Source organism: Sporosarcina sp. NCCP-2716, from assembly GCF_023707985.1.
Classification (GTDB): domain Bacteria; phylum Bacillota; class Bacilli; order Bacillales_A; family Planococcaceae; genus Sporosarcina.
Genome location: NZ_BRCF01000001.1, coordinates 1 through 24457, shown reverse-complemented (window position 1 = coordinate 24457; position 24457 = coordinate 1). Strand labels below are relative to the sequence as shown.

Below are 24457 nucleotides of genomic sequence, written 5' to 3'. Positions count from 1 at the left end.
GGTCACTCCTTCAAATTTTACGGTCGATGAGCAGGCCGAGGAATTTCTTCATTTCGGCGTGCACGTCCATTAGTTTTTTGGATGGGATTTCTCGGATCACTTCGTCGGTTTTGGAGTCGACGATCGTCACGTAGTATTCGTTCAGTTCGTCATGCAGCTTGAAGCGCAGCTGCGTGTCGGTGCTTTCCAGAAACTTGTTCATGTTGGCGGTCAGCTGTTTCGCTTCCTTCGCCGAAAGCTCGCGTTCACTTGGTGTCTGCTGCTGTGCCTGGCTGTTCATGCCTTCCACTTTCGCCACTTTGCCGGCTGGATTGACTTCGCCCGGACCTGCCGTCTGCTTGCCTTCAGATCCGCCCCCGATTTGACTCACCATATCTCCGTCCCCCTCAAGTGTCCTGTTCGATTACTTATGGATTATATCGGACGCGCCGCCTTTTTCTTAACCGCTTTTTCACAAATCGGCCTTAACATCGGTCCGCTGCCGCCGAAATAACGGGAGTATCCAATATATATTCAGAAAGGAAATACACCATGACCCGTTCCCTTAAGACTAAAATCATCCTTTTGGCGCTGCTTCTTTTCGCCATCGGTATCGTGCTCCTGTCGTTCATGGTCAACGACCGGGCAAAGAAACTGACGCTTGAAAGTGTGATCGATTCAAGCAGCACGCTCGCAGAACAGACATCGTTCTCCGTCTATAACTTTATTGATCAATATACGAAAGGCATCGAGTCCGTCGCGACGTCCAAGACGCTTGAGGACTTTACAGGACCTGATGGTAAAGACGTCTCGGAAGCCGACCTGCTGGCTGCGCTCAAACAGAGCCAGAGCATCTACAAGGATGCAGTTTCGGTCTATTATGCACTGCCGAACAAGTACGCAATCTCCTATCCGGAAGACGACTGGTCGGACTTCGATCCGGCCAGCCGGGAATGGTATCAGGCCGCTGCTGCTGAACCGGGTGTCGTTCATTGGTCCCCACCGTATCCTGATGCCACGTCCGGCAATTACATGATCACCGGCTCCATTGCGACGGAAAACGGCGGACAGGTGAATGGCGTTCTCGCATTCGACTTGGAATTGGAAGCACTCAGCGACCTGCTGACGACGCTCGATATCCCTTATAAAGGCTATCCGGTCATGTACGACGGGGAGGGCAACGCGATCGTCCACCCGACCAAAGCCGGTCAGAACCAAATGGAAGAAAAGCATGTGAAAGATATGTACAGCAAAGATACAGGCAACGTTAACTTTACGGATGAACAAGGCAACGATAAGATCCGTGTGTTCTCGACGATCCCGGACTTCAATTGGAAAGTCGGCACAGTCTATGAAAAAAGCAACCTGATGGGGCTCGCGAACGATTTGCGGACGACTGTTCTAGTTGCCGCCCTCATCGTTCTCGTGCTGGTCGCGCTCGCGCTGTTCTTCTTCATCACCCGCCAGCTGAAGCCGATCGAGCGGCTCCGCGGTTACATGGATCAGGTGGCCGGAGGAGATCTGACGGTCAAGTCCGATATCCGGTCGAAGGATGAAATCGGGCAGCTGAGCGATAATTTCAACGAAATGATATCGAGCATGCACGGCATCATTTCGGTCGTCAACCAGTCCGCGGATAACGTGCGTACGAACTCCGAGTCGCTGAGCGCCGTGGCCGAGGAGACGAATGCATCGAGCTCCGAAGTGGCGCACGCAGTCGGCGAAATCGCGGAAGGTGCTTCGAAATCAGCTGAAGACGCGGAAACGGTATCGGACCGCGCCGATGAACTCGGCCGGCAGATCAACGGCATCACCGAGCGCGCTGTCTCGATGACGGATATCGCGACGCGTACCGGGGCGATGAACGCTAGCGGCCAGACACAGATGGCCAACCTTGCACAGACGTTCAAGTCATCCGGCGTCAACCTGCGTTCTATGAATGACGCAATCCAGACGCTCGGCGAGAAAGTGAAAGCAATCGGCAGCGTGATGGATACGATCACCGATATTTCATCACAGACGAATCTGCTTGCGCTGAACGCGAGCATTGAAGCGGCACGTGCCGGCGAACACGGCAAAGGCTTCGCAGTCGTTGCAGATGAAGTCCGGAAACTCGCCGAGCAGTCCGAACAGGCGACGGAAGACGTCCGACGCACGGTCGAGCAGCTGCAGGGCGAATCCCGCACCGTGACCGCTCAGATGGAAGAGACGATCTCGACTTTCCGCGATCAGGGGCTCGTTGTCCAGGAAACAGAGACGACATTTGGCCAGCTGTCCGAGCTGATGGCAGACATGCAGTCGGCGATTGACGCGATTTCAATGGATATCACAGCAGTTTCACAGCACAAAGAGGACGTGGCATCGACCATCCAAACGATGGCGGCGACTTCGGAAGAAACGGCCGCCGCGTGCGAGGAAGTGAGCGCATCGACGGAGGAACAGCTGCGCGCGATTCAGTCCGTGACGGATGCTGCCGAGACGCTTACGAAGCTGAGCGAAGAGCTGAGTGACGCGATTGACCGGTTTAAAGTTTGATAATGATTGAATAGGAGAACTGCCGCATTGTGCGGCGGTTCTTTTTTTCTCGGGAAATAGGCGGTGCAGGCGGCGGTCTTATTACCGGGGACAGGTGCGCTGGGGGCTTCCGGGCAATAGAGGGGCGTCTTATTGACCGATGGCGCCTGGTTTCCACTCGGCTGGTCAGTAAGGATGTCCCCTAGTAACCGGTGACGCCGATTACGTGCACTCCCGGGCGATAAGGGCGTTTCTTTCTGCCCGAACGATGCCAGTTACGTACACCTCGGGCAGTTGGAGACACTGCTTTGGCCCGCGGCACGATGCCCCCGTGCTCCACAACCTGATGCTCGCGACATTTCACGCTCTTCTGAACTTCAAGACCGAGATTGAATGGTGGGCTCCGCTGCGCTCCGCCTTTTTGACTCGGCGTCTGAGACGCACGGTATGCCGGGCGGAAAAACACATTCTTTCTTACCGAACGAGCCTTGTCTTCCCTATACCGGTCAGTAAGGATGTCCCCTAGTGACCGGTGACGCGTCTTTCACATAGGGCCGGTAACTAAGACGGGCTCCTAGTGACCGGCGGCGCCTGTAACGCACTCTTTCGGTCACAAAGAACACGCCCTATTGCCCGACGGCATCCGGATTGCACACCTTCGGTCAATAAGATCGACTTTTACGGACCGCCGTCCACTCTCAAGTCACCTGAACCGAAGACTTCATCAGCAAGAAGACTTTTCCACAAGTATGAAGCTAAACTTCGCTTGCTTTCTGCCGAAAAAAGAATAGGTATACATAACTATCATTATGGAGGCAGATTCTATGGCAAAATCACTAAAGACAAAAATCATCGCTGCTGCCCTCGTGCTGTTCACGATCGGCATCGTGCTGATGGCCTACATGCTGAACGATCAGGTTAAAAAGCGTTCCATCGAGAATGTCATCGAAGCCGGCGCGCCGCTTGCGAATCAGATGGCGGTGTCCTCGGAGAACTTCCTGAGTCAGTACGAGATGGGAATCAAGCTGCTGTCGAATGACAAAATCATCGGCGGTTACACGGGGCCTGACGGCAAGGACGTCACGGAGGCCGACTTGAGCGGTAAGCTGAAGGAATTCCTCGATGCGTATCCGAATGCGTCATCCGTCTACTACGCGCTCCCGTCGAAACACGTGACGATTTCTCCGCACGTCGACCTCACCGGCTTCGACCCGACCAGCCGCGAATGGTATCAGAAGGCGATGGATGGTCCGGGCAAAGTGCATTGGTCAGCGCCGTATGTCGACGAAGCGACCGGCAATTATGTCATCACCGCTTCCCGCGCTGTCCTGGACGGCGTGACCGTCGCAGGTGTGGCGGGCGTCGATATCCAGCTCCAGTACATGACCGACGCGCTGTATGCGACCGAAATCCCGCACAAAGGCTATCCGATCATGCTCGATCACAGCGGCATGGCGATCTCCTACCCGGAGAAGGATGGCGAGAATCTGCGCGACCTCCCATATGTCGACACAATGTTCATGTACAACGAAGGCAACACCCGATTCAAGGATGACAAAGGCAATGAATCCATCGCGGTCTTCTCGACGATGGAGCGGTTCGGCTGGAAAGTCGGCACCGTCTACCAGGAGAAGAACCTCCTTGGCATGGCGAAAGAGCTCCGTTTCTCGATTCTGATCATCTCGCTGATTGTCCTCGCAGTCGTCGCGACGGCGCTGTACTTCATCATCGCGAAACTGCTGAAGCCGATTGCACAGCTGCGCAGCAAGATGAACGAAGTGGCGGCGGGTGATCTGACTGTCCATTCCGATGTCAAATCGAAAGATGAAATCGGTCAGCTGAGCGATAATTTCAATGAAATGATCGCTAGCATGAACAACATCATCACGGTCGTCAACCAATCCGCCGACAACGTCCGCACGAATTCCGAATCGCTGAGTGCGGTGGCGGAAGAGACAAACGCGTCGAGTTCGGAAGTCGCCCACGCCGTGAGCGAAATTGCGGAAGGCGCATCGAAATCCGCCGAAGACGCGGAAACCGTCACCGAACGGTCCGAAGAACTTGGCCGGCAGATCAACGGCATCACTGAACGCGCCGTCTCGATGACAGATATCGCCGAACGGACCGGTGCCATGAACGAAAACGGCCAGACACAGATGGCGAATCTGCAGGAGACATTCCGCTCATCCGGCACGAACTTGCAGTCGATGAACGAAGCGATTGCCGCGCTCGGCGGCAAAGTGAAAGAGATCGGCTCGGTCATGGACACGATCACCGATATTTCATCACAGACGAACCTGCTCGCGCTGAACGCAAGCATCGAAGCGGCACGCGCCGGAGAACACGGCAAAGGCTTCGCCGTCGTCGCCGACGAAGTGCGGAAACTCGCCGAACAATCGGCACGGGCTACGGAAGACGTACAGCGGACCGTCCACCAGCTTCAGGAGGAGTCCCGACTCGTCACCGAACAGATGGAAGAGACGATCTCCACGTTCCGCGAACAGGGCACTGTCGTCCAGGAAACCGAAACGACCTTCGGCGAACTGTCCGCCCTCATGAGCGAAATGCAGAACTCCATCGATGCCATTTCCGATGAAATCCAGCACGTCGGCCAGCACAAGGATGACGTCGCCGAAACAATCCAGCTCATGGCGGCCACCTCACAAGAAACCGCCGCAGCATGTGAAGAAGTGAGCGCGTCCACCGAAGAACAGCTGCGCGCCATCCAATCCGTAACGGATGCAGCGGAAACGCTGACTAAGTTGAGCGAAGAACTGAGCCATGCTATCGACCGATTCACCGTTTGATGATGTATGGAACAGGAAAAGGAACTGCCTACAGAGGGCAGTTCCTTTTTTATTTTGCATGGTGCCTGTGCGCCACACAATTCAGACACGATTCAGAATAGTTTCCAAGTTGTGTGGCGCACAGGTACCGAATTAGAAGGTTCAAAAGACCTTGCATAAAAATAGAACGAGGAAATTTTCTATTATTAACGAACCAATGGACCAATGGGAGGGAATCAATTCCGGAAGTATAATAGACCTAAGAAGAACAACTCAAAATAACAGAAACAAAAGGAGCACTCACCATGTCTGCTAAATCGAAAGTCCTCTGTCTCCTCGTCCTCCTGCTTGCATCCACCGGTCTCTTGCCTGCGCAAACGAGTTACGCAAAACAGAGTGATCTGCCGAAAGCGACATGGCTCTGGGACACTGCCCGGCTCACCCAAGATCCGAATGAAGTACTCACCTTCCTGGATCAGAACCGCGTGACCGATCTGTACTTGCAGATCAACCGTGAGATCCGCCCGGCGGCCTACCGCCAGTTCATCCGGAAAGCGTTTGATCTCGGCATCCGTGTTCATGCCCTGGACGGTGCACCGGACTGGGCACTCAACGACAAACCTGTCCGTACTTTCTTCAACTGGCTGAAAACGTACCAAGCCGGCTCGCAAAAAGCGGAGCAGTTCTCCGGCGTCCACCTGGACATCGAACCGTACATTCTGCCGGACTGGTCAGCAAACAAAAGCAAGGTGATCAACCTGTACCAGCAGCGGATCACTTTTGCCGCCAGCGAGACAGCGAAACTCCGCCTGCCATTCGGCATCGACATCCCGTTCTGGTTCCATGAGCACTCGTACAGCAATAAGCAAGGTAAAGGGAACCTGTCCGAATGGCTCATCCGCAACACAGACGAAGTGACGATCATGGCCTATCGCAACACAGCTGACGGCCCGAACGGCATCATCGCAGTCGCCAGTCCTGAAATCGTCCAAGCCCAAGCCGCCGGCAAACCGATCCGTCTCGGTGTCGAAACCGTCCCTTCCGCAGAGGGCAGCAACCTGTCCTTCCACGGTCTCAGCAGCGACTATATGAATGTGCAATTAATGACCACCCAAAACGCTTTCGCCTCCACCACCTCCTGGAATGGATTCGCCGTCCACTCCCTGGAGAGCTGGATGCAGCGGTAAACTGAAACGGCTTCCCCGCGGGGTGGCCGTTTTTTACTGCGGTCGTTTCCTTTCCAATCCCCTCATGCATCTCACCCTCCCTTACATGCAGCTTACCGTACCGCCCATTGTGCAGCTGTAGCTTGCATGATACGATTTCAGCAAAGATTCGAACAAAGGGAGTGACTGCGATCCGACTGACTATCCACGAGTCGCCTGATGCGGGCGAAACGGAAATCACGATCACCTGCAAGGAAGTCGATGACCGACTCCAAACCATCATCCGGCAGATCGAGCAGATGATGGTGTCCTTCATCGGCCGGAAAGACGGCGTCGAGTATACATTGGACGCGGAAAGCGTGCTGTACATCGAAGCCGTCGATAACTCGGTGTTCCTTTACACGGATACCGATGTGTACGCGAGCGGCCTGAAGTTGTATGAATATGAAGATCGGCTAAAGAACACAGCGTACTTACGCATCAGCAAGCATCTAATCGTCAACACCGCTAAAATCCGCAGTGTGCGGGCGCTCATGAATGGCCGGTTTGAGGCGGTGCTTGCGAACGGTGAGAAAACGATCGTCAACCGGCATTACGCGAAACTGTTCCGGAAGTATTTCATCGGATGAGGAGGATACACATGAAACGGCTATTAATCTATATCGGGGCTGCTTGCTCCGCATTCACGTTCAGTTCGCTGTTCTACTGGCTGTTCCGCCTGCTCGGCCTGTTCCCGCCGATGACCGAACGGATGAGCCTTTCCCTGTTCCTCATCTCGGCGCTGATCACGTTCTTCATTTACTTGTCACATCAGCTGCCGTTCGACCAGCCGGCCGCGGTATTCCTCTTGGAAGTGCTGTGCGTAATAGCCGTACTGACGGGCGGCGGACTATTCTTCGACATGTTTCCGCTCGACCTGGCTCACTGGTCATCCGTTGTGCTGTCTGGCCTGCTTGCCTATGCGTTTGTCATCCTGCTCGTCTACTTGAATACGAAAGCCGATGAACGGAAGATCAACGAAGTCCTCATGAGAAGGAGTGAAACCGATGGCCAACCGCATTGACGTGATCGGCCTCGAAAAGTCTTTCGGCGCCGTACGTGCCGTCGACGGCATCAGTTTCCATGTGAAAACCGGCAGCCTTTTTTCCTTCCTCGGCACGAACGGCGCCGGCAAATCGACGACAATCGCCATCCTGCTCGGACTGCTGAAATCGGATGCCGGCACGGTGCTCATCAATGGCAAGGACCCTTCTCTGCACGGAGAGTCGGTCCGTCGCGAGATCGGTGTCGTCTTCCAGGAGAGCCTGCTCGATCCGCTGCTCACTGTCCGGGAAAACCTTTTCGTGCGCGCCCGTCTGTACGGGATGAGCCGTAAAGATGCCGATGAAGCGATCCAGCGCACAGCCGGAATCACAGGCATCCAGCCACTGCTGAAACGCAAGTACGGAAAACTGTCGGGAGGGCAGAAACGGCGGACAGACATCGCCCGTGCGCTCCTCCACGAACCTTCCATCCTCGTGCTCGACGAACCGACCACCGGGCTCGATCCGGAAAGCCGCCGTCAGCTGTGGGACACGATCACACTCCTTCAGCGCGAATCCGATCTTACCGTGTTCCTCACGACACATTACATCGAAGAAGCGGACCGCTCGGATTACGCCATCATTCTTAACAGCGGGCAGATCATCGCGAGCGGTACACCGGACGCGCTGCGCACGGAGCATTCCGCTGACCGGCTGCTGTTGAGTCCTGCCAATACCGCTGCTCTCCGGAAAGCGCTAAGCGATGATGAATTCCTCTACAGAGAACATCACGGCCGGTTCGAAATCGAACTGGACTCCACACTCAGCGCCATCCCGATCGTCGCGCGATATGAACCGCTGCTGGCATCGTTTGAAGTGAAGAAATCAAGTCTCGAAGACGTCTTCCTGCGTGTCCAGGAACGAAAGGAGGCAGACGCTAATGCTGACACTCGCAAAGCGTAATATGCAGCTGTACTTCCGTGACCGCTCAGCCGTCTTTTTCTCGCTGCTGTCGGTCGCGATACTTATCGCCGTCTATGTCTTCTTCCTCGGCGATCTGATCGCAGACGGACTGCCGGACTTCCCCGGCAAGCAAGGTCTCCTGCTGACGTGGGTCATTGCCGGGATTCTCTCGGTTTCGAGTGTAACAACCACTGTTGCTGCATTCGGCATCTTTGTCGAAGACCGCGCACGCCGGACACTGGAAGACTTCCGGGTGACGCCGCTGAAACAGTCATCACTGATTGGCAGCTACCTGCTCAGCTCCGTGTCGATCGGACTCATCATGTGCCTAGCCGCCCTCTTGGCCGCAGACGTCATGCTGTTCGTGGCGGGCGAACCGCTCCTCAGTGTAGTGCAGTTCGCTCAGTCGGCAGGCATCATCCTGCTCTCCGTCTTGTCCGCAGCCTCGCTGCTCCTGCTGCTCGTGGGTTTCTTCCGAACATCGAATGCGTTTGCCGCAGCGAGCACACTGATCGGCACATCTATCGGCTTTCTCGCCGGCATTTACATCCCGATCGGCAGCCTGCCCGGCTACTTACAGTCCTTGATCCAACTCATTCCGGTATCTCACTCTGCTCTGCTGTTTCGGCATGTATTAATGGGACCTTATATGAGCGAGGCTTTTGAGAACGCCCCGGAAGGTGAGGCATGGCGGTTCCAGGAAGCGATGGGCATCACGTTTCACGTCGGGGATATAGCACTCGATCCACTGTACAGCCTACTGTACCTGGCAGGAACAGCCATTATCTTCTGTCTGATCGCCATCCCAGTTACGAAACGGCTGAATCACCGTTAACGAATGCATTTTTGAAAAGGAGGACTTCCATGACACCTACTATCTATCAAGGACGGCACACAGCGGACAACTCGGAAGACCGGGTCGTCTTCATCATCGGCATGCGCATCAACCGGAGGCTCGCCATCCACAAATGGCTGCCCGTTTTCTTCGCTATGCCGGGGATGATCAAAGAATTGTACACGCACCGGGAACAACTCGGCTTCCAGTCCGCAGAAAATTACTTCGGACTGCGCACGACTGCGATGATCCAATACTGGGACTCCCTCGACGACCTGCTCGCCTACTCGAAAGGCGGCAAACATTTAAATGAATGGAAGAAGTTCAACCGGCTCACGAAAGGTAACAGCGCCGTCGGCATCTACCACGAAACGTATATCATCCAGAAAGGCAAATACGAATCCGTTTACGTGAATATGCCAGCATATGGACTCGGCAAAGCGGCAGGTCTTGTACCGATTACGGTGGATAAACAAACGGCAAAGAAGCGGCTGTCCCGATGAGGGAGGCCGCTGAAAAATGCGTGACTATCTTTTTTGACCAGGACCGTCCCGTAGGAATCAAATCTCCAGTACCATGCCCTCTTCCGCTATCCGGAAGCCGTTCTCCTCAACAAAAAGCCGGGCTTCACTCGCAGGATCGAGCACGGGGTTGCTGTGGTTGAAATGGGTGAAATAGACCTCCGTCTCCCCCGCAATCGCCTTCAGCCGATCGACGGTCTCCGTGATGAAAGGATGTGGGATGTCACGCACGTCTCGGTCGCTCCGGCCGCTGTCCGACAAGTCCGCCGCACTAAAGAACGTAGCATCCAGCATGCAGATGTCCGCATCCTTGCACACCTCTGCCACATCCACCTCCCACTCGTCCCAGCTGTCGATATCGGGAATGTAGGCGACCGTTTTTTCCGGCCCTTCTATACGAAAGCCGAACGTCTCCGAGAATTCGTTGCGGTGCGGGACATCGAACGGTGTGATCCTCACTCCGCCCGTTAGCCGAACTGAATTCCCGTCCGTAATTTCGCTGACCTGGATATTGCCGAGGTCTGTCAGCTGACGCCACGGCACATTCGTCTCGAGCATGTGCTTCATCTTCCGTCCTGCATAGACGGGTACATCCGACGTACTCATCGCCTCCTTGCCAAGATACATCAGCCCTGGATAATGACCGATATGCGCGTGCGTCAGCCAGATGCTGTCCATGACACGCCCTTCCAGACCGAACCGCCGCTGCAGCATGACGACCTGCTCTTTAAAATCAGGCGACGCGTCAATCAGGTGCCACTGCTTGTCCTCCGGCATAACAACCGCAAGTGACGCCGCCCGCCGCTTCCACAAGGTGTCTTCGATCGCCTTTGTACAATTCATACAATAACAATTTGGCTGCGGCACGCCCGCATCCTGTGCTGTTCCCAGCACTTGAACCATCACTTTGCCCATGCTGGTGCCTCCTTTTCCTTCGTCATTTCAACAACAATCGGTTCCGCGCTGTATGTCTTTTTCTTAATGGTAAACCCGGTAAAGCCAAAGATCAGGTTGATGAGCGGAACGAGAAAAACGAAAAATGCGTACGGAATGAACTGTCCCGGACTGATGCCGAACATGCCTGCCGCGAACACCGCGGGCACACTCCAGGGCACGAGGTTGATGCCCACTGTGCCGGCTGCCTCTACGCAGCGCGACAGGTTAACCGTGTCAATGCCCATCTCCTTATACTTCGGCACGAATGTCCGTGACGGCAGCACAATCGCGAGGAACTGCGCACCGCTCGCGAAGGCAACGACGAACGTCGAGAAGATCGTCGTAGCGATCAGACCGCCGGCCGACTGGACGCGTGCCATCATCTTGCGTGTGAGTACTTCGAATGAACCCGATTCCTCCAAAATTCCGCCAAGCGCCGTCGCGATCACGAGCAATGCGATCGTACTGAGCATCGACGTCATCCCGCCGCGGTTCAGCAGCGAATCGACCGCCGGCACACCCGTTTCAGCGGTGAACCCGCCTGTCATCGCCTGGATCACCGCGGCGATCGGCATCCCCTGGACGATCACCGCCATCACTGCTCCGAGCAGCCCGACGCCGGCAAGCGCCGGAATGGCAGGCACTTTCTTCATCATGAGGATCACGGTCACGACTGGCAGCAGTAACAGCAGCGGGTGGATGGTGAACTCCCCCGCGAGCCCCGTCCGGATCTCGCCGATCGACGCGGCATCCGCCGTGCCGGCACTGGCAGACATCCGGCCGACAACTGCATACAGTACAATCGACAAACCGAACGCCGGCAGCGTATCCCACAGCATGTGGCGGATGTGCGAGAACAGATCCGTTTCCGCCATCGCAGGCGCGATATTCGTCGTATCGGACAGCGGCGACAGTTTATCCCCGAAAAACGCACCCGAAATGACCGCACCACCGACGAGCCCCGCCGGGAAACCAAGCCCTTCCCCAATCGCCATGAACGCTAACCCCACTGTCGCAATCGACGTAAACGAACTGCCGAGCGTAATCGACACAATTCCGGTCACGAGCGCTACAATCGGCACAAACACCGACGGGTGGATCAGCGACAGGCCATAGTAAATGATCGTCGGAATGACCCCGCTCGCCATCCACGACCCGACAATCAGCCCAATCAGCAGGAGGATGAACACCGCCGGCAGCGCCCGGCCGACGCCCCGCACCATCATCTCCTGAACCTCCGCCCACTTGAACCCGGCTACCGCAGCCACAACCGCTGACGCTAGCACACCGATCACAAGCGGCATGAGCATTCCCGCTTCCCATACGAACACTGACATCGACGCTGCCCCGACCAACACGATGATCGGCAGCGCCGCAAGCCACCCGGATAGTTCCTTCTGCATACACCCATCTCCCTCATCTCGAAATATGAAACGCAAAAAAGCCCCCATCCCTCTCCAAAAGAAAGGGACGGAAGCTCCGCGGTACCACCCAAATTAGCAGGACTCCCCCTGCTCGCTCGACCCGGATAACGGCCGGCTGCCGGACATGCGTCTGCTCCCTGCCTGTAATTCGCCCTTGCCTCCCGCTTGGTTCGCACCACCCACCAAGTCTCTGATTATCAGGAGCACACGGCTACTCCGGACAGCTCATCACATTTTTACTCATGATAGAGCGCCAACTTCGAATTGTCAATCAGTATATCGGATATTGCATCAAAAAAATCTTTTCAGGCACCTTCTTTTTTAGGTACCTGTGCGCCAAACAATCGTGTTTGTTTAAACAATCATGAATGTTTCGCGCACAGGCACCCATTTTCTTCGGTTGACAATTATTTTTCGCATGGTATAGTAGCATCTAACAACTAAATAGTTCGAATTTTTCTTATCCAGAGAGGTGGAGGGACTGGCCCTTTGAAGCCTCGGCAACAGACTATTTTCTAGTACTGTGCCAATTCCTGTAGCGTAGAAGCGCTAGAAGATAAGAAGAGAAGGTATTTTTCATATGTACACCGGCCCCTCTTCTTATCTATCGAGAAGAGGGGTTTTTCGTGTTCAGGATCCGTGAATTACAGCTTATCGCTAAAGTTTTCCAGCAGTCCCGGCGATAAGTGCTAATCCAATAAAACTACTGATGAAAAGGGAGAGGGTAACTATGATCAACACAGCAGTCAAAGCACCATTCAGAGCGGACCACGTCGGGAGCCTGCTGCGTCCCGAGAGCATCCACCAGGCGCGTAAAGACTTCCAGACAGGCACGATTTCGGCCGACCAGCTGCACGCGATCGAAACGGAAGAGATCAAACGGATTGTGAATAAGCAGATCGAAGTCGGCTTGCAGGCTGTGACCGACGGCGAATTCCGCCGCAGGTTCTGGCATACCGACTTCCTGGAGCACCTGACCGGCGTGGAAGGCTATATCCCTGAACACGGCTACCAGTTCAAGGGCGAAGAGACTGAACGGTACAACGTGCGCGTCACCGGCAAGATCTCCTTCCCGCCGGATCACCCGCACATCCAGGACTTCATCGAGTTCAAGGAAATCGTCGGGGACCGTGCTGTCGCGAAACAGACAATCCCGAGTCCGAATCAGCTGTTCAACGCCGGCATCCGCAATCCGGAATTCTACCCGGATCTCGAAGGCTATGCGGCTGACATTATCCAGGCGTACCGCGATGCCATCCAGGCATTCTACGACGCAGGCTGCCGCTATTTGCAGCTCGATGACGTCTATATCGCCGGCCTGAACGCACCCGAAATCCCGTTCAGCGAAGGCGGCCATACTCGCGAGGAGCTCATCGACCTCGCGCTGAAAGTCGCAAACGGCGTGCTGGAAGGCAAACCGGAAGACCTGATTATCACGACCCATCTGTGCCGCGGCAACTACCGCTCCAACTGGGCATTCGAAGGCAGCTACGCTAAGATTGCACCGACGTTATTCGCACACGAACAAGTCGACGGCTTCTTCCTCGAATACGACGACGACCGTTCCGGCGACTTCCAGCCACTGGCACATATTCCGGCGGGCGGCCCGCGTGTCGTGCTCGGCCTCTTCACATCAAAACACGGCGAACTCGAAAGCAAAGAGAACATCAAAGCGCGCATCGAAGAAGCGACGCAATATGTACCGCTCGAACAACTGTGCATCAGCCCGCAATGCGGCTTCGCCTCCACCCACCACGGCAACATTTTAACGGAGGAAGAACAATGGGCGAAACTGAAATTCATTGTCGACGTCTCAAAGGAAATCTGGGGATAACCCCGCCGCGGACAGCTGGGGAGCTGTCCGCCTTTTATTTTCCGCAGATTAAAAATCGGTGCCTGTGCGTGAAACATTCATGAATGTTTAAACAAACACGATTGTTTCTCGCACAGGCACCGTATCTCTAAACACGATTGTTTCTTACACAGGCACCGTATCTCTATTCAAAAAGCCTTACGTTCATAGACAACGGAGGAAACGGCCCACGAAATACTGTAGAGGATAATCGCGACAGCCAGAAAACCGGTAAGTAGGGTCGTCATCGGCAAGTCCATCACGAATTGGATAAGTCCTTGCAGCGAATCGTCCATCAGCCGTAACAGAGCCGGCCCGCCCCCGACAAACAGGAAGAAGCTGAGCATGACAATCGGAAAGATATAGCCCGGCTTCAATACATAGAACAGCGGAAACGTCATGGCCGAAAACAGCAGGAAGAGCCCAACGCTAAGCGCAACGTGGGTTACCGTAAATGACTGGTGAGCCAGCGTTAAAGAAATGATTGCTACACCAATGCTGGCTGCCATGTAAACGATGGTTCCCAGGTAGCGAGACGCGATGATCTGCTTCCGTGTATACGGCAGTGAGTTCAGCAGTACATTGACGTTCGTTTTTTCATCAAACGCTAATGCATTAAAAGGGACATATAGACTGACAACTAAAAATATGAGAACGGGATGCGCATCCATCAAAATGAAAAATACAATGAACGGCACAAACAGCAGCAGCTGCTTTTTCTGGATGATCACATCGCGTTTGATCAAGTTAAACATGCTGAACGTCACTCCTATTCGTAAAATACATAATATCTTCAAGGGATGCCCTCTCGATCACCGCTGCTTCACCGAACACGTCCTCTGTTTTCCGGACATCCGACGTCAGCGCTTCAAATCCCGAAGCAGTCCGATCCACATGGACAAACAGCTTTTCCGTATCCCGGTCCAGCAACTCCAGCGACCCTCTCACCAGTCCGTAATTCTCAGCCACTTCGTGAATCGATTGGTTAAACATCAGCTTTCCCTTTTTGATGAACGCGATATAATCCGCTATCCGGTCCAAGTCACTCGTAATATGTGTCGAAAAGAAAATCGTCCGCTCGCCGTCCAGCATGATGTCCTGCAGCAAGTCGAGCAGCTCCCGCCGGAAAATCGGGTCCAGCCCGGCAGTCGGTTCATCCATGATGATCAGTTCCGCCTGATGCGACAACGCGAGTGCCAGCGAGGCTTTCATCTGCATTCCCTTCGAGAAGGTTTTGACGGCTTTATTCAGCGGCAGTTCGAACTGCTCCGCATACTGACGGAACAAAGCACCATCCCAGTGCCTGTACGCCGGACCGACTATACGCTGGATGTCTTTCAGATTCATCCCTTCATAGAACACATTGCCATCATACACAAAGCCGATCCGTTCCTTGATCGCTTTTTCATGTGTCGCATAATCGAGTCCGAAGACACGCACTTCCCCTTCGTCTGGCCGCAGCAAGTTCATCATCAGCTTGATCGTCGTCGATTTCCCTGCCCCATTCGCACCGATGAACCCCGTCACAAACCCTTTATTCACTTGTAAATCCATGTTTTCTACTGCAAATCCCTTAAACTGTTTCGTTACATTCGTAAACTCGATAACCGGCTCCAACCCATTCACTCCTCGTATAAAATTTTCATGATGTCTTGTAGTTCTTCATAGGAAAGTCCTATCTCCTGACTGTTGCGAATGACATTCCCGAGCTGTTCCTCAATTACTTTTAACTTCTTCTCCCGGATCACGTCCAAGTTCTGTTCGGCCACAAACGACCCTTTGCCGACAATGGAATATATAAAGCCTGCCTTCTCCAGCTCCTCGTACGCCCGCTTCGTCGTAATCACACTGATGTGCAGATCCTTCGCAAGCTGGCGGATCGACGGCAGCGCCTTCCCTTCTTCCATTTCCCCCGACAGGATCGCCGAGACCACTTGGTTCTTAATCTGTTCGTACAACGGTTCCTTCGACTGATTGGATAAAATAATCTGCATGCATGCACCTCGCCATTAATTCGGATAAATATTGTATATATACTTTATATACACTATACACAAAAGAAAAGGACATTGCAATCGTTTTTGCAATGTCCTGTAAAACTGCCACTATTCTCATCCTATGAAAATCTTTACAGCTCAACAGCCCCTGATTCCAACAGAATCTCTTTATACTGCTCTTCGCTCATCGGGCAATCAATCAAATCGAGCAACTGTTCTTTTGTCAGTTTCACTTGCTTGGCCATCTGACCAAGCAAGTGATCGTCATACTCTTTCGCACCATGACTGATGCGTGTCCGGACAGAAGTTCGTTTTCCTTCGACGAATAAAGTGTACATCCTATGATGAGTCTGTTTTAACTCAAAACCTTTCTTACCTAAGGAGGTTTCGATTTCTTTAACTTTTCGTGTTGTCATTTAACTGCCACCACGCTTTCCACATACCGTTCCACTTTAGCCTTAAGTTGTTTCGCGTCAGTGGTGAGTTCAGCATCAGGAGCTTGGGCATAATCTTCATAGAGAAATTCAATTTCAGCATAGCAAGCTTCTATGGCATCACTGAATTTCGACTCACTGACATAGATGCCTAACTCTTCATGGCTGATGGTCCAATACTCATGTACATAATCCAGCTCAACAGAGAAACCGTCCGCCATGCTGAACACTGAATCGCCATACACAAATTCCTCCACCGGCAAAGTGCCAGGCTCTGCAATGAATACGTCCGAGACCGACACCAGCTCTTTAATCTCCCCTGCATCATTCAATATGGCTTCTCCTTTAAGAATCACATCTTTACCGATCGATTGATAAGCCACATTTTCAAGATCAGCCGAGGTACATTTAATGATTTTGGAGTTGTGATAGACACCTATATAGGAATCACCGATGATTTTGAGTTCTACAATCCTGCCGACCACTTCACGGACCGCTTCGTTCGGCTTACTAAGTAATCGGTTCATGGATTGTTTGACCTTGGCTGTAATCGGCGGAGTGTAAGAAGAAGATTCCTTCTTGAAGGAGATTGTGTAATCATCCCCTAAAGGAATCATCTGCACAACAGACTTCAATATACGATTGCGCACACCGCGATCAGGTAAGATCCTTACTAAGCGCTCTGTATCTTCTTCGCCAACTGCAGTCATTACGTCCTCAAACAGGTCGAATGCCCGAGTTTGAACTTCATCATCGACATGCTCTGGCAGATCGAGTGCAGCGACGAAAGATCCTTTCACCGTCTCCACTAATTCCAATGTGTATTCGCTCTTCACCTTTTTCGGCACCGGTCCGCGTTCCCGAAGAGAACCCTCGTCATTCTGTTCAGACTCCCCAATTGCAAATATCGCCGTTTGAACAGAATTCAAGACCTTCGTCAGTAAATGCACTGGAATCCGGCCTTCTTCAAAAGTTTCACCTACCAAGCGAATCACCATCTTATCAGCCATTTAGACACCTCCCCGCGCATTCAATCGTTTTTCCACTTGTTATCAGTATACGCCATTCTGAAAAAGATTGGTACATAAGTCATCCTGGCCAACATGGAGCAAATTACAGGTAAATATGGCTGAAAAAACGGTGCCTGTGCAGCAAACATTCATGAATGTTTAAACAAACACGATTGTTTCCCACACAGGCACCGTTAACCGTCACTTCTTGCAAATCGACTCAATATGATACCGGATCGTACGCCTCACCCGATCGGCGTCAAGACGATTGGGCTGTAACAAAGCGTGGATCGCAATTCCGTCCATCAGCCCGTAAAGCCGCTCCACTTCCAGATCGATATCGAGTCCCTCTGACAGGAGTCTGCTGACTTCCAAGTACGCCAGCACCTTCCGTACACCTTCCAACACGCCGTCATCGGGAATCGGCAGTTCATCTTTCCGATGGTTCACGTAGGCGATAAACGCGAACCACACTTCCATTTCCGCCCGCGTTTCAGCATTCAGCGGGACAATTTCATACAATACAGCAAGCACCATCTCTTTCGGCGGCAGCGCCTGACGCGCCACCTGCTCAATCCGGGCGGTCGCCCTCTCCTGCACGAGTGTCATCGCGTAGACAAGCAAATCATCCTGGGTTCTGAAATAATGGCGGAGCGCTCCGAGCGAGAGCCCCGCCTCTTCCGCAATGTTCCGTACCGTCGCCCCTTCCATCCCTTTATCCAGAATGACCCGCCACATCGCCTCCGCGATCAATTGCCTCCGTGCTTCATGATCCACTAGTTTCGCCATACCACCAGTGTAGAATACATTCTATTTTTTCACAATACACTTGTATTGGTTAGATAGTAGTGATAAGATTCGGATAAACAATACACCTGTATCAAATAAAAGGGGGAGACACCCATGAATTTCATAGCTTGGATGATTGCAGCATGCGAAATCGGCTTCTGGGTTGTAATTCTGGTCGGCATGACCGCACGATACGTATTCAACCGGAAACGGCTCGGCCTCTTTTTCCTGGCACTCACGCCGGTCCTGGATGCGGCCCTGCTCATCGTCACCGCGTCCGACCTATACAACGGCGCCGTTGCAACGCAGGCACACGCCATCGCAGCGATTTACCTCGGCGTGTCGATCGCCTTCGGGAAAAGCATGATCCGCTGGGCAGACGAACGGTTTCTATACTACGTCAAAAAGCAAGGGCCGAAACCACAGAAGAAAACCGGCTACGCCCATGCACGCCACTCGATGAAAGGCTCCATGCAGCATGTCCTGGCCTATCTGATCGGCGGGGCTTTCCTCATTGTCATGGTGTATCTGATTGCAGATAACGAAAGAACCGAAGCCCTCCAGCAAATGCTGAAACTATGGACACTCGTCTTAGGTATCGACATCGCCATCTCCGCGTCCTATTTCATTTGGCCGCGTCAGGAAAATGCGAAAAAATCCGTGTAAGATAGACAGGAAATATTCATGATTGTGCAAACAAACATGATTGTTTCCTGCACAGGTACCTGTTAAGCGGTCCCTCGACAGGGTAAAGTGCCATACAAAAGGAGATGAGAAACATGCCTGTACACATCAAACGAGCTTACGAAGCAGCGGAGAAATCGGACGGAATGCGCGTGCTGGTGGACCGTGTCTGGCCGCGCGGTGTCAGTAAAGAAGACGCAGAAATCGATGAATGGCTGAAAGAAGTCGGCCCGAGCAAGAAGCTGCGGCAATGGTTCGACCATGATCCAGACAAATTTGAGGAGTTTAAGAGGAAGTATAAAGAGGAGCTGGAGAATAACGAAGAACAGAATGCAGCATTAGAGCAGCTGAAGAAATGGACAAAGGAGAGAAAGAAGGACCTGACGCTCGTCTTCGGAGCGAAAGAGGAAACATACAACCAGGCCGCTGTACTGAAAGAGATTTTGGATCGGCAGCATGTGTGATCCAAAATTCAAGTGTGCTAGCGAGCCAAATAGCATATCATTAAATCACTACCTAAATGTCTTACAGGAAATGAGGCCACTCCATTGACCAAACACCCCATCAACCAGCAAACCCGCGACTTCCTAAACGAACATCATCTTTACGAGAACGACCCCATCCAGCAAATCCAGCTGCAGCACCGGCTCGCGCTCGTCGACGCCTTCAACTTGCCGAAAGGCGGGCGAATTCTGGAAATCGGCTGCGGACAAGGCGATACAACCATGGCCATCGCGCATGCCATCGGCGCAAAAGGTTCAGTCACGGCGTTCGATCCGGCGAGCCGCGACTATGGAGCGCCATTCACACTGGGTCAGGCAACCGACCATATTCTGCAGTCCTCCCTCGGCGGACGCATCACCTTCCACCTGGAGACCGACTTTCAGGACTATGACGTCACAGAACCTTACGACGTGGCGGTGCTGTCCCACAGCTCGTGGTATTTCAAAAGTGCCGACGAACTGCTGAACCTATTGAAGAAGATCAGGCGCGCCGCCAAACGGATCTGTTTCGCCGAATGGGACATCGCGTTCACAGACATCACCCAGCGCACCCACTTCTGTGCCGCTTCCTTGCTCGCCCTATATTCGCAGTTTATCATCAATGACAGCAATGTGCAGAACCTCTTCCACAAAACTGAGATCGGGCAGTTTCTAGAGCAGGCCGGCTTCGAAATGGAACACGGAACAACCGTCGATGCCTCTTTCCTCCCGGACGGCGAATGGGAGCGCGACTATGCCAACAGCATCCGGACGGAACTTGAAGAGGCAGTTCCGGGCATGGGTCCCCTGCTCACCAGTTATTATGAACTGATGAATGAACCGGAAAGCGGAATCCAATCGCTGAACAGTTTCGTCCTGTCGGCGATTTGACTCAGCAGACATCCGCAAAGGGAATTACAAGATTTGAGTTTCAATGATTGAGTGAGTAATGGAGATGCGGAGGGGTATGTGCCGATATGGCCTGGTGAAAAGAGACGTTGAAGCAGCAGTAAGTCCGAACTGCTTCCAATAAAAACAGCAAGCTGATTCCTGGGAGTGGTACTGGCAGGAATCGGCTTTTTATGCATAATCGTCTGTCTTACATCCAACCAAATTGTCTCGCCATTCGGCTGGTTGCCGGAATAGCCGATAGAGGGGATGAATTGGGGTAGTCTGGCTGTATTAGTGATTGTGGGATTCGGATGTGCTGTCGTTGGCAGATGGATTACCAAACGAGAGAAATTAGATAAACAACCGACTAGGACGTCATACAAATGGTTTCGTCGAACGATGTTCTTGCCAGTTGAATGGCTTTCAGCCTGGAGAAGGATATAGCCAACTATGTATAAAGTGTGAAGACACCGCTTCTTACTGAATCAATCATTTAATTCTAAATAATTTGTTCGCTCCGACCATAATTTTCTCTTTAACCCTGCCACATACCACGCAAGCTTCTATATGTTTAAACCATCTACAATTGGCACTTTCTCTGTACTGATCAGTTTATACTCATGCTTGTGGGTACTTTTGGAAACGTCCTTTTTCCGCTTTTACCTGTGCTTCATTTCATTATCCGAGAAATGCTCAAATGACATTTTGACACCTTCCCTATCTCAAGTCTCTTCTCTGAGTAAAGAGCCAGTTCTGCTCGTTTTGCTATTCAGAAGGTAAGCCCCCAATCAAACGACGTATAATTTCACCAAGCATCTCCTAGTATGATCAAGATATCAACTTGAAGGAGATGCACTTCCTTTGCAACATAAACCATTGACCATCGTCCCCGTTACATTGCTTCCAGCGCCAAACGACGGCCTGACGGTCGTTTCCTTTAACTTCCCCGGTTCCTATCGTTTCATCAGACTCGGTCATACCGAAGTCACCTTCAAGAATGGCTTTGAAGAGCGGATCATCCATAGCGTCATATGGGAGTTGATCCACCGATGAGGCAGGACTACACCCATGTCCAGAACATCTATATCGTTTGCGGAAAGACCGATATGCGAAAAGGGATCGATGGATTGGTAGATGCGGCCGACGTGCTTGTATTTTTTAGAGTAGTAGTAGGGGCGCCTACTGGGCGTGCTATTTTATATTCCGTGCTTACGGTGAAACCAACCGATTAGCTTGTCACCCAAATTGGGCTGTATGAACAATGGATAAATACTACAAAACAAATACTTTAGATCAGGTGACTATAGTGATGATTTATTGATTTGAGTTCAACTGCCAATCAAGTAACTTCCGTGATATTTTGGATTGAATGTAAAATAAATCAATGTTATGATGATGTTGTATAATTTTAATTTTGCGATATCGGGTGAGATTATTATTAAAGTAGTATTTAGAACAAAAAGATGAAATGGAGGAAATAAAATGGCTAAAATAATATCGCTTTTCAATAATAAAGGTGGAGTTTCTAAAACTACGACCACATTTCACTTAGGATGGATGCTGGCGGAAAAAGGGAAAAAAGTTCTGATGATAGATGCGGATTCACAGTGTAATTTGACCGGGTTATGTCTAAATTTAGCGGGAATTGAAGATATAGAGGACTTTTATAAAGGGAGTGATAATAATAATATAAAGAGTGTTCTGGAACCGGTATTTGAAGGTGTGCCGAAGGAATTAGAGGCTGCCGAGTGTTTTGAAATTCCAGATCGTAAAAATCTTTTTCTACTACCAGGACATATAGCTTTCTCTGAATATGACGTACCTATCGGTATTTCACAAGAGTTAACTGGAAGTTTAAAACTTACACAAAATATACCTGGCGCTTTTCACGGTATGGTACTTTTAACTGCTGAAAAATATGAGATAGATATAGTGTTAATTGACATGAGTCCGAGTGTTACAGCGACTAATGCAAATATCTTAATGCAAAGTGATTACTTCATGGTGCCTTGTAGTCCTGATTATTTTTGTAACATGGCAATAAACTCATTGATAAGAATATTACCTGAGTGGGATTCTATTTACACTAGAATAAAAAAAGAAGAAATATTTAGAAACGCTCATTATAAATTGCCAAGTGGCAAACCTAAATTTATTGGAACTATTCTACAGAGGTATCGACCTAAGAATGGTTCTCCCTCAAAGTCTTTTCAGACATGGATTGATAGAATAAACTTAAACGTAGAAACCAACTTAATTCCAGTACTAAAAGATAGTAATATGATAGCTGAGGAGTATAAATTCACTGATTCGATAGATGAATTGATTACCAATGATAAATATAACTTAGTTTATATTTCTGATTTTAATAGTTTAATTGCACAATCACAAAAGTATAACGTACCAGTATTTGCGCTGGATAAGGATCAAATTGAGCAGTTCGGTAAAGTATTGAATACACACGAAGCGAACAGAGATAACTTTAAGGCTGTATTTAATGAGTTAGCGGAAAAAATTCTTTATATCACTGAGTAGTAATGACTTATATATGAGTTCATGTTTCACAGGTTGTGGCACACTTGAGTGGTATGCTAACGAATGGACAGGCTACATTTAGTTGGAAGAAAGTATTGCCATCGAAAAGTCTTTCTTTCTCCATGCAACAAATCCTGATTCCATAAAAGACTTTGCAGAGACGTTTTCTGTGAAGTTTTTTAAAATTACAATTTATTTACCCAGCTGCCCCCTCAACTTCCTCAACAAACACTACCGCCGATTCTTCACTCCTGCCACTAAAATTCCAAAGTGAGCAGCGCAGACCGTCTGGAAAATGCGATCCTCATACAGCAGGATAAGCAACTCCTTCTTAGCGGAAGTCAGTTTCAAAAGCAATTCTTCCAAGCTGATGAACATCGAGGTATTGTTGTCGGACACCATTCCTAAATACTCCAACAGGTCATCCTTCGCCGGGATATGGACATCACTGATCCGCGTCTCGCGTTTCAGTTCCTCGAGTGTAAGCCCGAAAAATAAAAAAGTACGCCCAAGTAGGCGCGCTACACAAATAGCCCTGGCGTTAAATACTTTTCAAACGGAGGGCTATTTTCTTCCACACGAAAGGTGGATATTCTTCTACCATGGCAGATAGTCGTCCAACAGGCCGGGGGCCTGATGAAAATCTAGGTTCGGCAGTTCGGTGAACAGCTTCTGAAGATAAGCGTAGAAATCAATGCCATGGATTTTAGTTATTTCGGTAAGGGACAGACAGATTGCGTTTGCTTCTGCACCCGCTTCACTTACAGAGAACAACCAGTTTTTCCGTCTGATGACGTTCGGTCGAATGGCATTCTCCGCAGGATTGTTATCAATCTCGATTCTACCGTCCCTTAGGAACTCCCGAAGGCCATCTGCTCGGTTCAGAGTATACTCTGCTGCGGTCGCTATATGCCACGCCGATCCGTCCATTCTTACTGTCGGCCTTGAGCCAGTATCGGCGGACGTGAGCCCAACAGTTGGCGAATGTGATGCCTTCCAGATTGCCGTAAACCGAATAACCGTCGCAGATGAGCGTTCCTTTATAACCGGGAATGAATGATCGCGAGGCATCCCGGGAACGGGATAGGGCGCTTCGAATAAGGGCCATAAGAGGTCCTTGGCTAGGGACGGTGCGGCACACCCAATTATAGGCTTTCGACTGGCCGGTTTTACCGTCCGATATGTGAATCACCTGTGCGTATGTCTCATCGACGTGCAGAACATTCCGGCACGTCAACAGCTCCCTCATCCTCTCGTACAGAGGCGACAACCATCGATCCGTACAGGGGCTTCGTCAGTTTCTGCACTTGCTGGGTGAGCGATTCAATCCGTTTGGTAAGCTGCTGGACCTGTTGGTTAGAATGGGCCAGCTGGTCTTCCAATAGCCGGATAATTTTTCGTTCGATGACTTATTCATCATATCGCCCACCGCTTTCCATTACGTTTTGGTCCTTCCATTATAACGGGTCCGAAGGACGGTAGAAAGTGGAATCTCAGAATGCTCCTTTCAGCGATGACTGGATGGCCTTCGGTTGCTGGATGGACAAACCCTCGAGCAGCCAGCGGTGTATTTGGCAAGTAGAAAATGTATGTTTCGGCAATTAAAAATGTAGGTCCTTGCCAATCATCTTGTTTTA

General features: G+C 51.4%; 25 protein-coding genes, 1 pseudogene, 1 riboswitch and 1 other annotated feature. Of the genes and pseudogenes, 14 read left to right on the top strand and 12 right to left on the bottom strand.

Annotation, left to right across the window (positions count from 1 at the left end; genetic code table 11):
• Nucleotides 1–10 precede the first annotated feature (10 nt).
• Complete coding sequence (gene flaG, locus NFU03_RS00135; protein ID WP_251635058.1) at nucleotides 11–373, bottom strand: flagellar protein FlaG; 363 nt, start codon at nucleotides 371–373, stop codon at nucleotides 11–13.
• A 158-nt stretch (nucleotides 374–531) separates the two neighbouring features.
• Here flaG and NFU03_RS00130 point away from each other — a divergent pair, with 158 nt between their 5' ends.
• The 8 genes from NFU03_RS00130 to NFU03_RS00095 all read left to right on the top strand — a co-directional run bounded on the left by NFU03_RS00130 (nucleotide 532) and on the right by NFU03_RS00095 (nucleotide 9768).
• Nucleotides 532–2514, top strand: coding sequence for a methyl-accepting chemotaxis protein (locus NFU03_RS00130; protein ID WP_251635056.1), 1983 nt, complete (start codon nucleotides 532–534; stop codon nucleotides 2512–2514).
• A gap of 803 nt (nucleotides 2515–3317) precedes the next feature.
• Nucleotides 3318–5300, top strand: a complete 1983-nt coding sequence (locus NFU03_RS00125) for a methyl-accepting chemotaxis protein (RefSeq protein ID WP_251635054.1) — start codon at nucleotides 3318–3320, stop codon at nucleotides 5298–5300.
• A 284-nt stretch (nucleotides 5301–5584) separates the two neighbouring features.
• Nucleotides 5585–6466, top strand: coding sequence for an amidase (locus NFU03_RS00120; protein WP_251635052.1), 882 nt, complete (start codon nucleotides 5585–5587; stop codon nucleotides 6464–6466).
• A 161-nt stretch (nucleotides 6467–6627) separates the two neighbouring features.
• On the top strand, nucleotides 6628–7074 hold the full coding sequence (locus NFU03_RS00115) for a LytTR family DNA-binding domain-containing protein (RefSeq protein ID WP_251635050.1): 447 nt from the start codon (nucleotides 6628–6630) through the stop codon (nucleotides 7072–7074).
• An 11-nt stretch (nucleotides 7075–7085) separates the two neighbouring features.
• Entirely contained in the window at nucleotides 7086–7508 is a 423-nt protein-coding gene (locus NFU03_RS00110; RefSeq protein ID WP_251635048.1) for a DUF3021 family protein, read from the top strand.
• A complete protein-coding gene (locus tag NFU03_RS00105) occupies nucleotides 7492–8430 on the top strand; it encodes an ABC transporter ATP-binding protein (RefSeq protein ID WP_251635046.1) in 939 nt (312 codons plus the stop codon). Before NFU03_RS00110 ends, NFU03_RS00105 begins: the two co-directional genes overlap by 17 nt.
• A complete protein-coding gene (locus NFU03_RS00100; RefSeq protein ID WP_251635044.1) occupies nucleotides 8408–9265 on the top strand; it encodes an ABC transporter permease in 858 nt (285 codons plus the stop codon). The genes NFU03_RS00105 and NFU03_RS00100 overlap by 23 nt, the downstream gene beginning before the upstream one ends.
• 29 nt (nucleotides 9266–9294) lie before the next feature.
• Nucleotides 9295–9768: a DUF4188 domain-containing protein gene (locus NFU03_RS00095; RefSeq protein ID WP_251635042.1), complete on the top strand. Its 474-nt coding sequence runs from the start codon at nucleotides 9295–9297 to the stop codon at nucleotides 9766–9768.
• A 57-nt stretch (nucleotides 9769–9825) separates the two neighbouring features.
• Here NFU03_RS00095 and NFU03_RS00090 read toward each other — a convergent pair whose 3' ends face one another.
• Both NFU03_RS00090 and nhaC read right to left on the bottom strand, forming a co-directional pair.
• The gene (locus NFU03_RS00090) at nucleotides 9826–10701 is read right to left on the bottom strand and encodes an MBL fold metallo-hydrolase (protein ID WP_251635039.1); all 876 of its coding nucleotides are present in this window, start codon (nucleotides 10699–10701) and stop codon (nucleotides 9826–9828) included.
• A complete protein-coding gene (gene nhaC / locus NFU03_RS00085) occupies nucleotides 10689–12125 on the bottom strand; it encodes a Na+/H+ antiporter NhaC (RefSeq protein WP_251635037.1) in 1437 nt (478 codons plus the stop codon). Before nhaC ends, NFU03_RS00090 begins: the two co-directional genes overlap by 13 nt.
• Before the next feature lie 60 nt (nucleotides 12126–12185).
• Nucleotides 12186–12384, bottom strand: a binding site (T-box leader).
• 219 nt (nucleotides 12385–12603) lie between these two features.
• A riboswitch (SAM riboswitch) is annotated at nucleotides 12604–12709 on the top strand.
• A 167-nt stretch (nucleotides 12710–12876) separates the two neighbouring features.
• Here nhaC and NFU03_RS00080 point away from each other — a divergent pair.
• Complete coding sequence (locus NFU03_RS00080) at nucleotides 12877–13980, top strand: 5-methyltetrahydropteroyltriglutamate--homocysteine S-methyltransferase (RefSeq protein ID WP_251635035.1); 1104 nt, start codon at nucleotides 12877–12879, stop codon at nucleotides 13978–13980.
• Between the two features lie 167 nt (nucleotides 13981–14147).
• Here the strand turns inward: NFU03_RS00080 and NFU03_RS00075 are convergent, their stop codons facing one another.
• The 6 genes from NFU03_RS00075 to NFU03_RS00050 all read right to left on the bottom strand — a co-directional run bounded on the left by NFU03_RS00075 (nucleotide 14148) and on the right by NFU03_RS00050 (nucleotide 18228).
• Nucleotides 14148–14753 carry an ABC-2 transporter permease gene (locus tag NFU03_RS00075; protein WP_251635033.1) on the bottom strand — a complete coding sequence of 202 codons (606 nt, stop codon included), beginning with the start codon at nucleotides 14751–14753 and terminating at the stop codon, nucleotides 14148–14150.
• On the bottom strand, nucleotides 14746–15615 hold the full coding sequence (locus NFU03_RS00070; RefSeq protein ID WP_251635031.1) for an ABC transporter ATP-binding protein: 870 nt from the start codon (nucleotides 15613–15615) through the stop codon (nucleotides 14746–14748). The genes NFU03_RS00075 and NFU03_RS00070 overlap by 8 nt, the downstream gene beginning before the upstream one ends.
• A 5-nt stretch (nucleotides 15616–15620) precedes the next feature.
• The gene (locus tag NFU03_RS00065; protein WP_251635030.1) at nucleotides 15621–15992 is read right to left on the bottom strand and encodes a GntR family transcriptional regulator; all 372 of its coding nucleotides are present in this window, start codon (nucleotides 15990–15992) and stop codon (nucleotides 15621–15623) included.
• A 134-nt stretch (nucleotides 15993–16126) separates the two neighbouring features.
• The gene (locus NFU03_RS00060; RefSeq protein WP_251635029.1) at nucleotides 16127–16411 is read right to left on the bottom strand and encodes a hypothetical protein; all 285 of its coding nucleotides are present in this window, start codon (nucleotides 16409–16411) and stop codon (nucleotides 16127–16129) included.
• Nucleotides 16408–17439 (bottom strand): hypothetical protein, encoded by a 1032-nt coding sequence (locus NFU03_RS00055; RefSeq protein ID WP_251635028.1) that lies wholly within the window; start codon nucleotides 17437–17439, stop codon nucleotides 16408–16410. The genes NFU03_RS00060 and NFU03_RS00055 overlap by 4 nt, the downstream gene beginning before the upstream one ends.
• A 201-nt stretch (nucleotides 17440–17640) precedes the next feature.
• Complete coding sequence (locus NFU03_RS00050; protein ID WP_251635027.1) at nucleotides 17641–18228, bottom strand: TetR/AcrR family transcriptional regulator; 588 nt, start codon at nucleotides 18226–18228, stop codon at nucleotides 17641–17643.
• Between the two features lie 114 nt (nucleotides 18229–18342).
• Here NFU03_RS00050 and NFU03_RS00045 point away from each other — a divergent pair, with 114 nt between their 5' ends.
• From NFU03_RS00045 to NFU03_RS00025, 5 genes are all read left to right on the top strand, one after another.
• On the top strand, nucleotides 18343–18894 hold the full coding sequence (locus NFU03_RS00045; protein WP_251635026.1) for a hypothetical protein: 552 nt from the start codon (nucleotides 18343–18345) through the stop codon (nucleotides 18892–18894).
• A gap of 113 nt (nucleotides 18895–19007) precedes the next feature.
• Nucleotides 19008–19376 carry a DUF488 domain-containing protein gene (locus NFU03_RS00040; RefSeq protein WP_251635025.1) on the top strand — a complete coding sequence of 123 codons (369 nt, stop codon included), beginning with the start codon at nucleotides 19008–19010 and terminating at the stop codon, nucleotides 19374–19376.
• 84 nt (nucleotides 19377–19460) lie between these two features.
• Nucleotides 19461–20285: an SAM-dependent methyltransferase gene (locus NFU03_RS00035; RefSeq protein WP_251635024.1), complete on the top strand. Its 825-nt coding sequence runs from the start codon at nucleotides 19461–19463 to the stop codon at nucleotides 20283–20285.
• A gap of 861 nt (nucleotides 20286–21146) precedes the next feature.
• Nucleotides 21147–21338 (top strand): hypothetical protein, encoded by a 192-nt coding sequence (locus NFU03_RS00030; RefSeq protein WP_251635023.1) that lies wholly within the window; start codon nucleotides 21147–21149, stop codon nucleotides 21336–21338.
• A 429-nt stretch (nucleotides 21339–21767) separates the two neighbouring features.
• The gene (locus NFU03_RS00025) at nucleotides 21768–22820 is read left to right on the top strand and encodes a ParA family protein (RefSeq protein ID WP_251635022.1); all 1053 of its coding nucleotides are present in this window, start codon (nucleotides 21768–21770) and stop codon (nucleotides 22818–22820) included.
• A gap of 231 nt (nucleotides 22821–23051) precedes the next feature.
• Here the strand turns inward: NFU03_RS00025 and NFU03_RS00020 are convergent, their stop codons facing one another.
• The 3 genes and pseudogenes from NFU03_RS00020 to NFU03_RS00005 form a co-directional block, all read right to left on the bottom strand.
• Nucleotides 23052–23222 carry a hypothetical protein gene (locus NFU03_RS00020; protein WP_251635021.1) on the bottom strand — a complete coding sequence of 57 codons (171 nt, stop codon included), beginning with the start codon at nucleotides 23220–23222 and terminating at the stop codon, nucleotides 23052–23054.
• 195 nt (nucleotides 23223–23417) lie between these two features.
• Nucleotides 23418–24093: pseudogene (locus NFU03_RS15805) on the bottom strand (IS66 family transposase); the annotation flags it as partial.
• Nucleotides 24094–24236: 143 nt separating this feature from the next.
• Nucleotides 24237–24457, bottom strand: a 221-nt coding sequence (locus tag NFU03_RS00005; RefSeq protein WP_251635018.1) for a hypothetical protein, incomplete at its 5' end; no start/stop codon positions are given.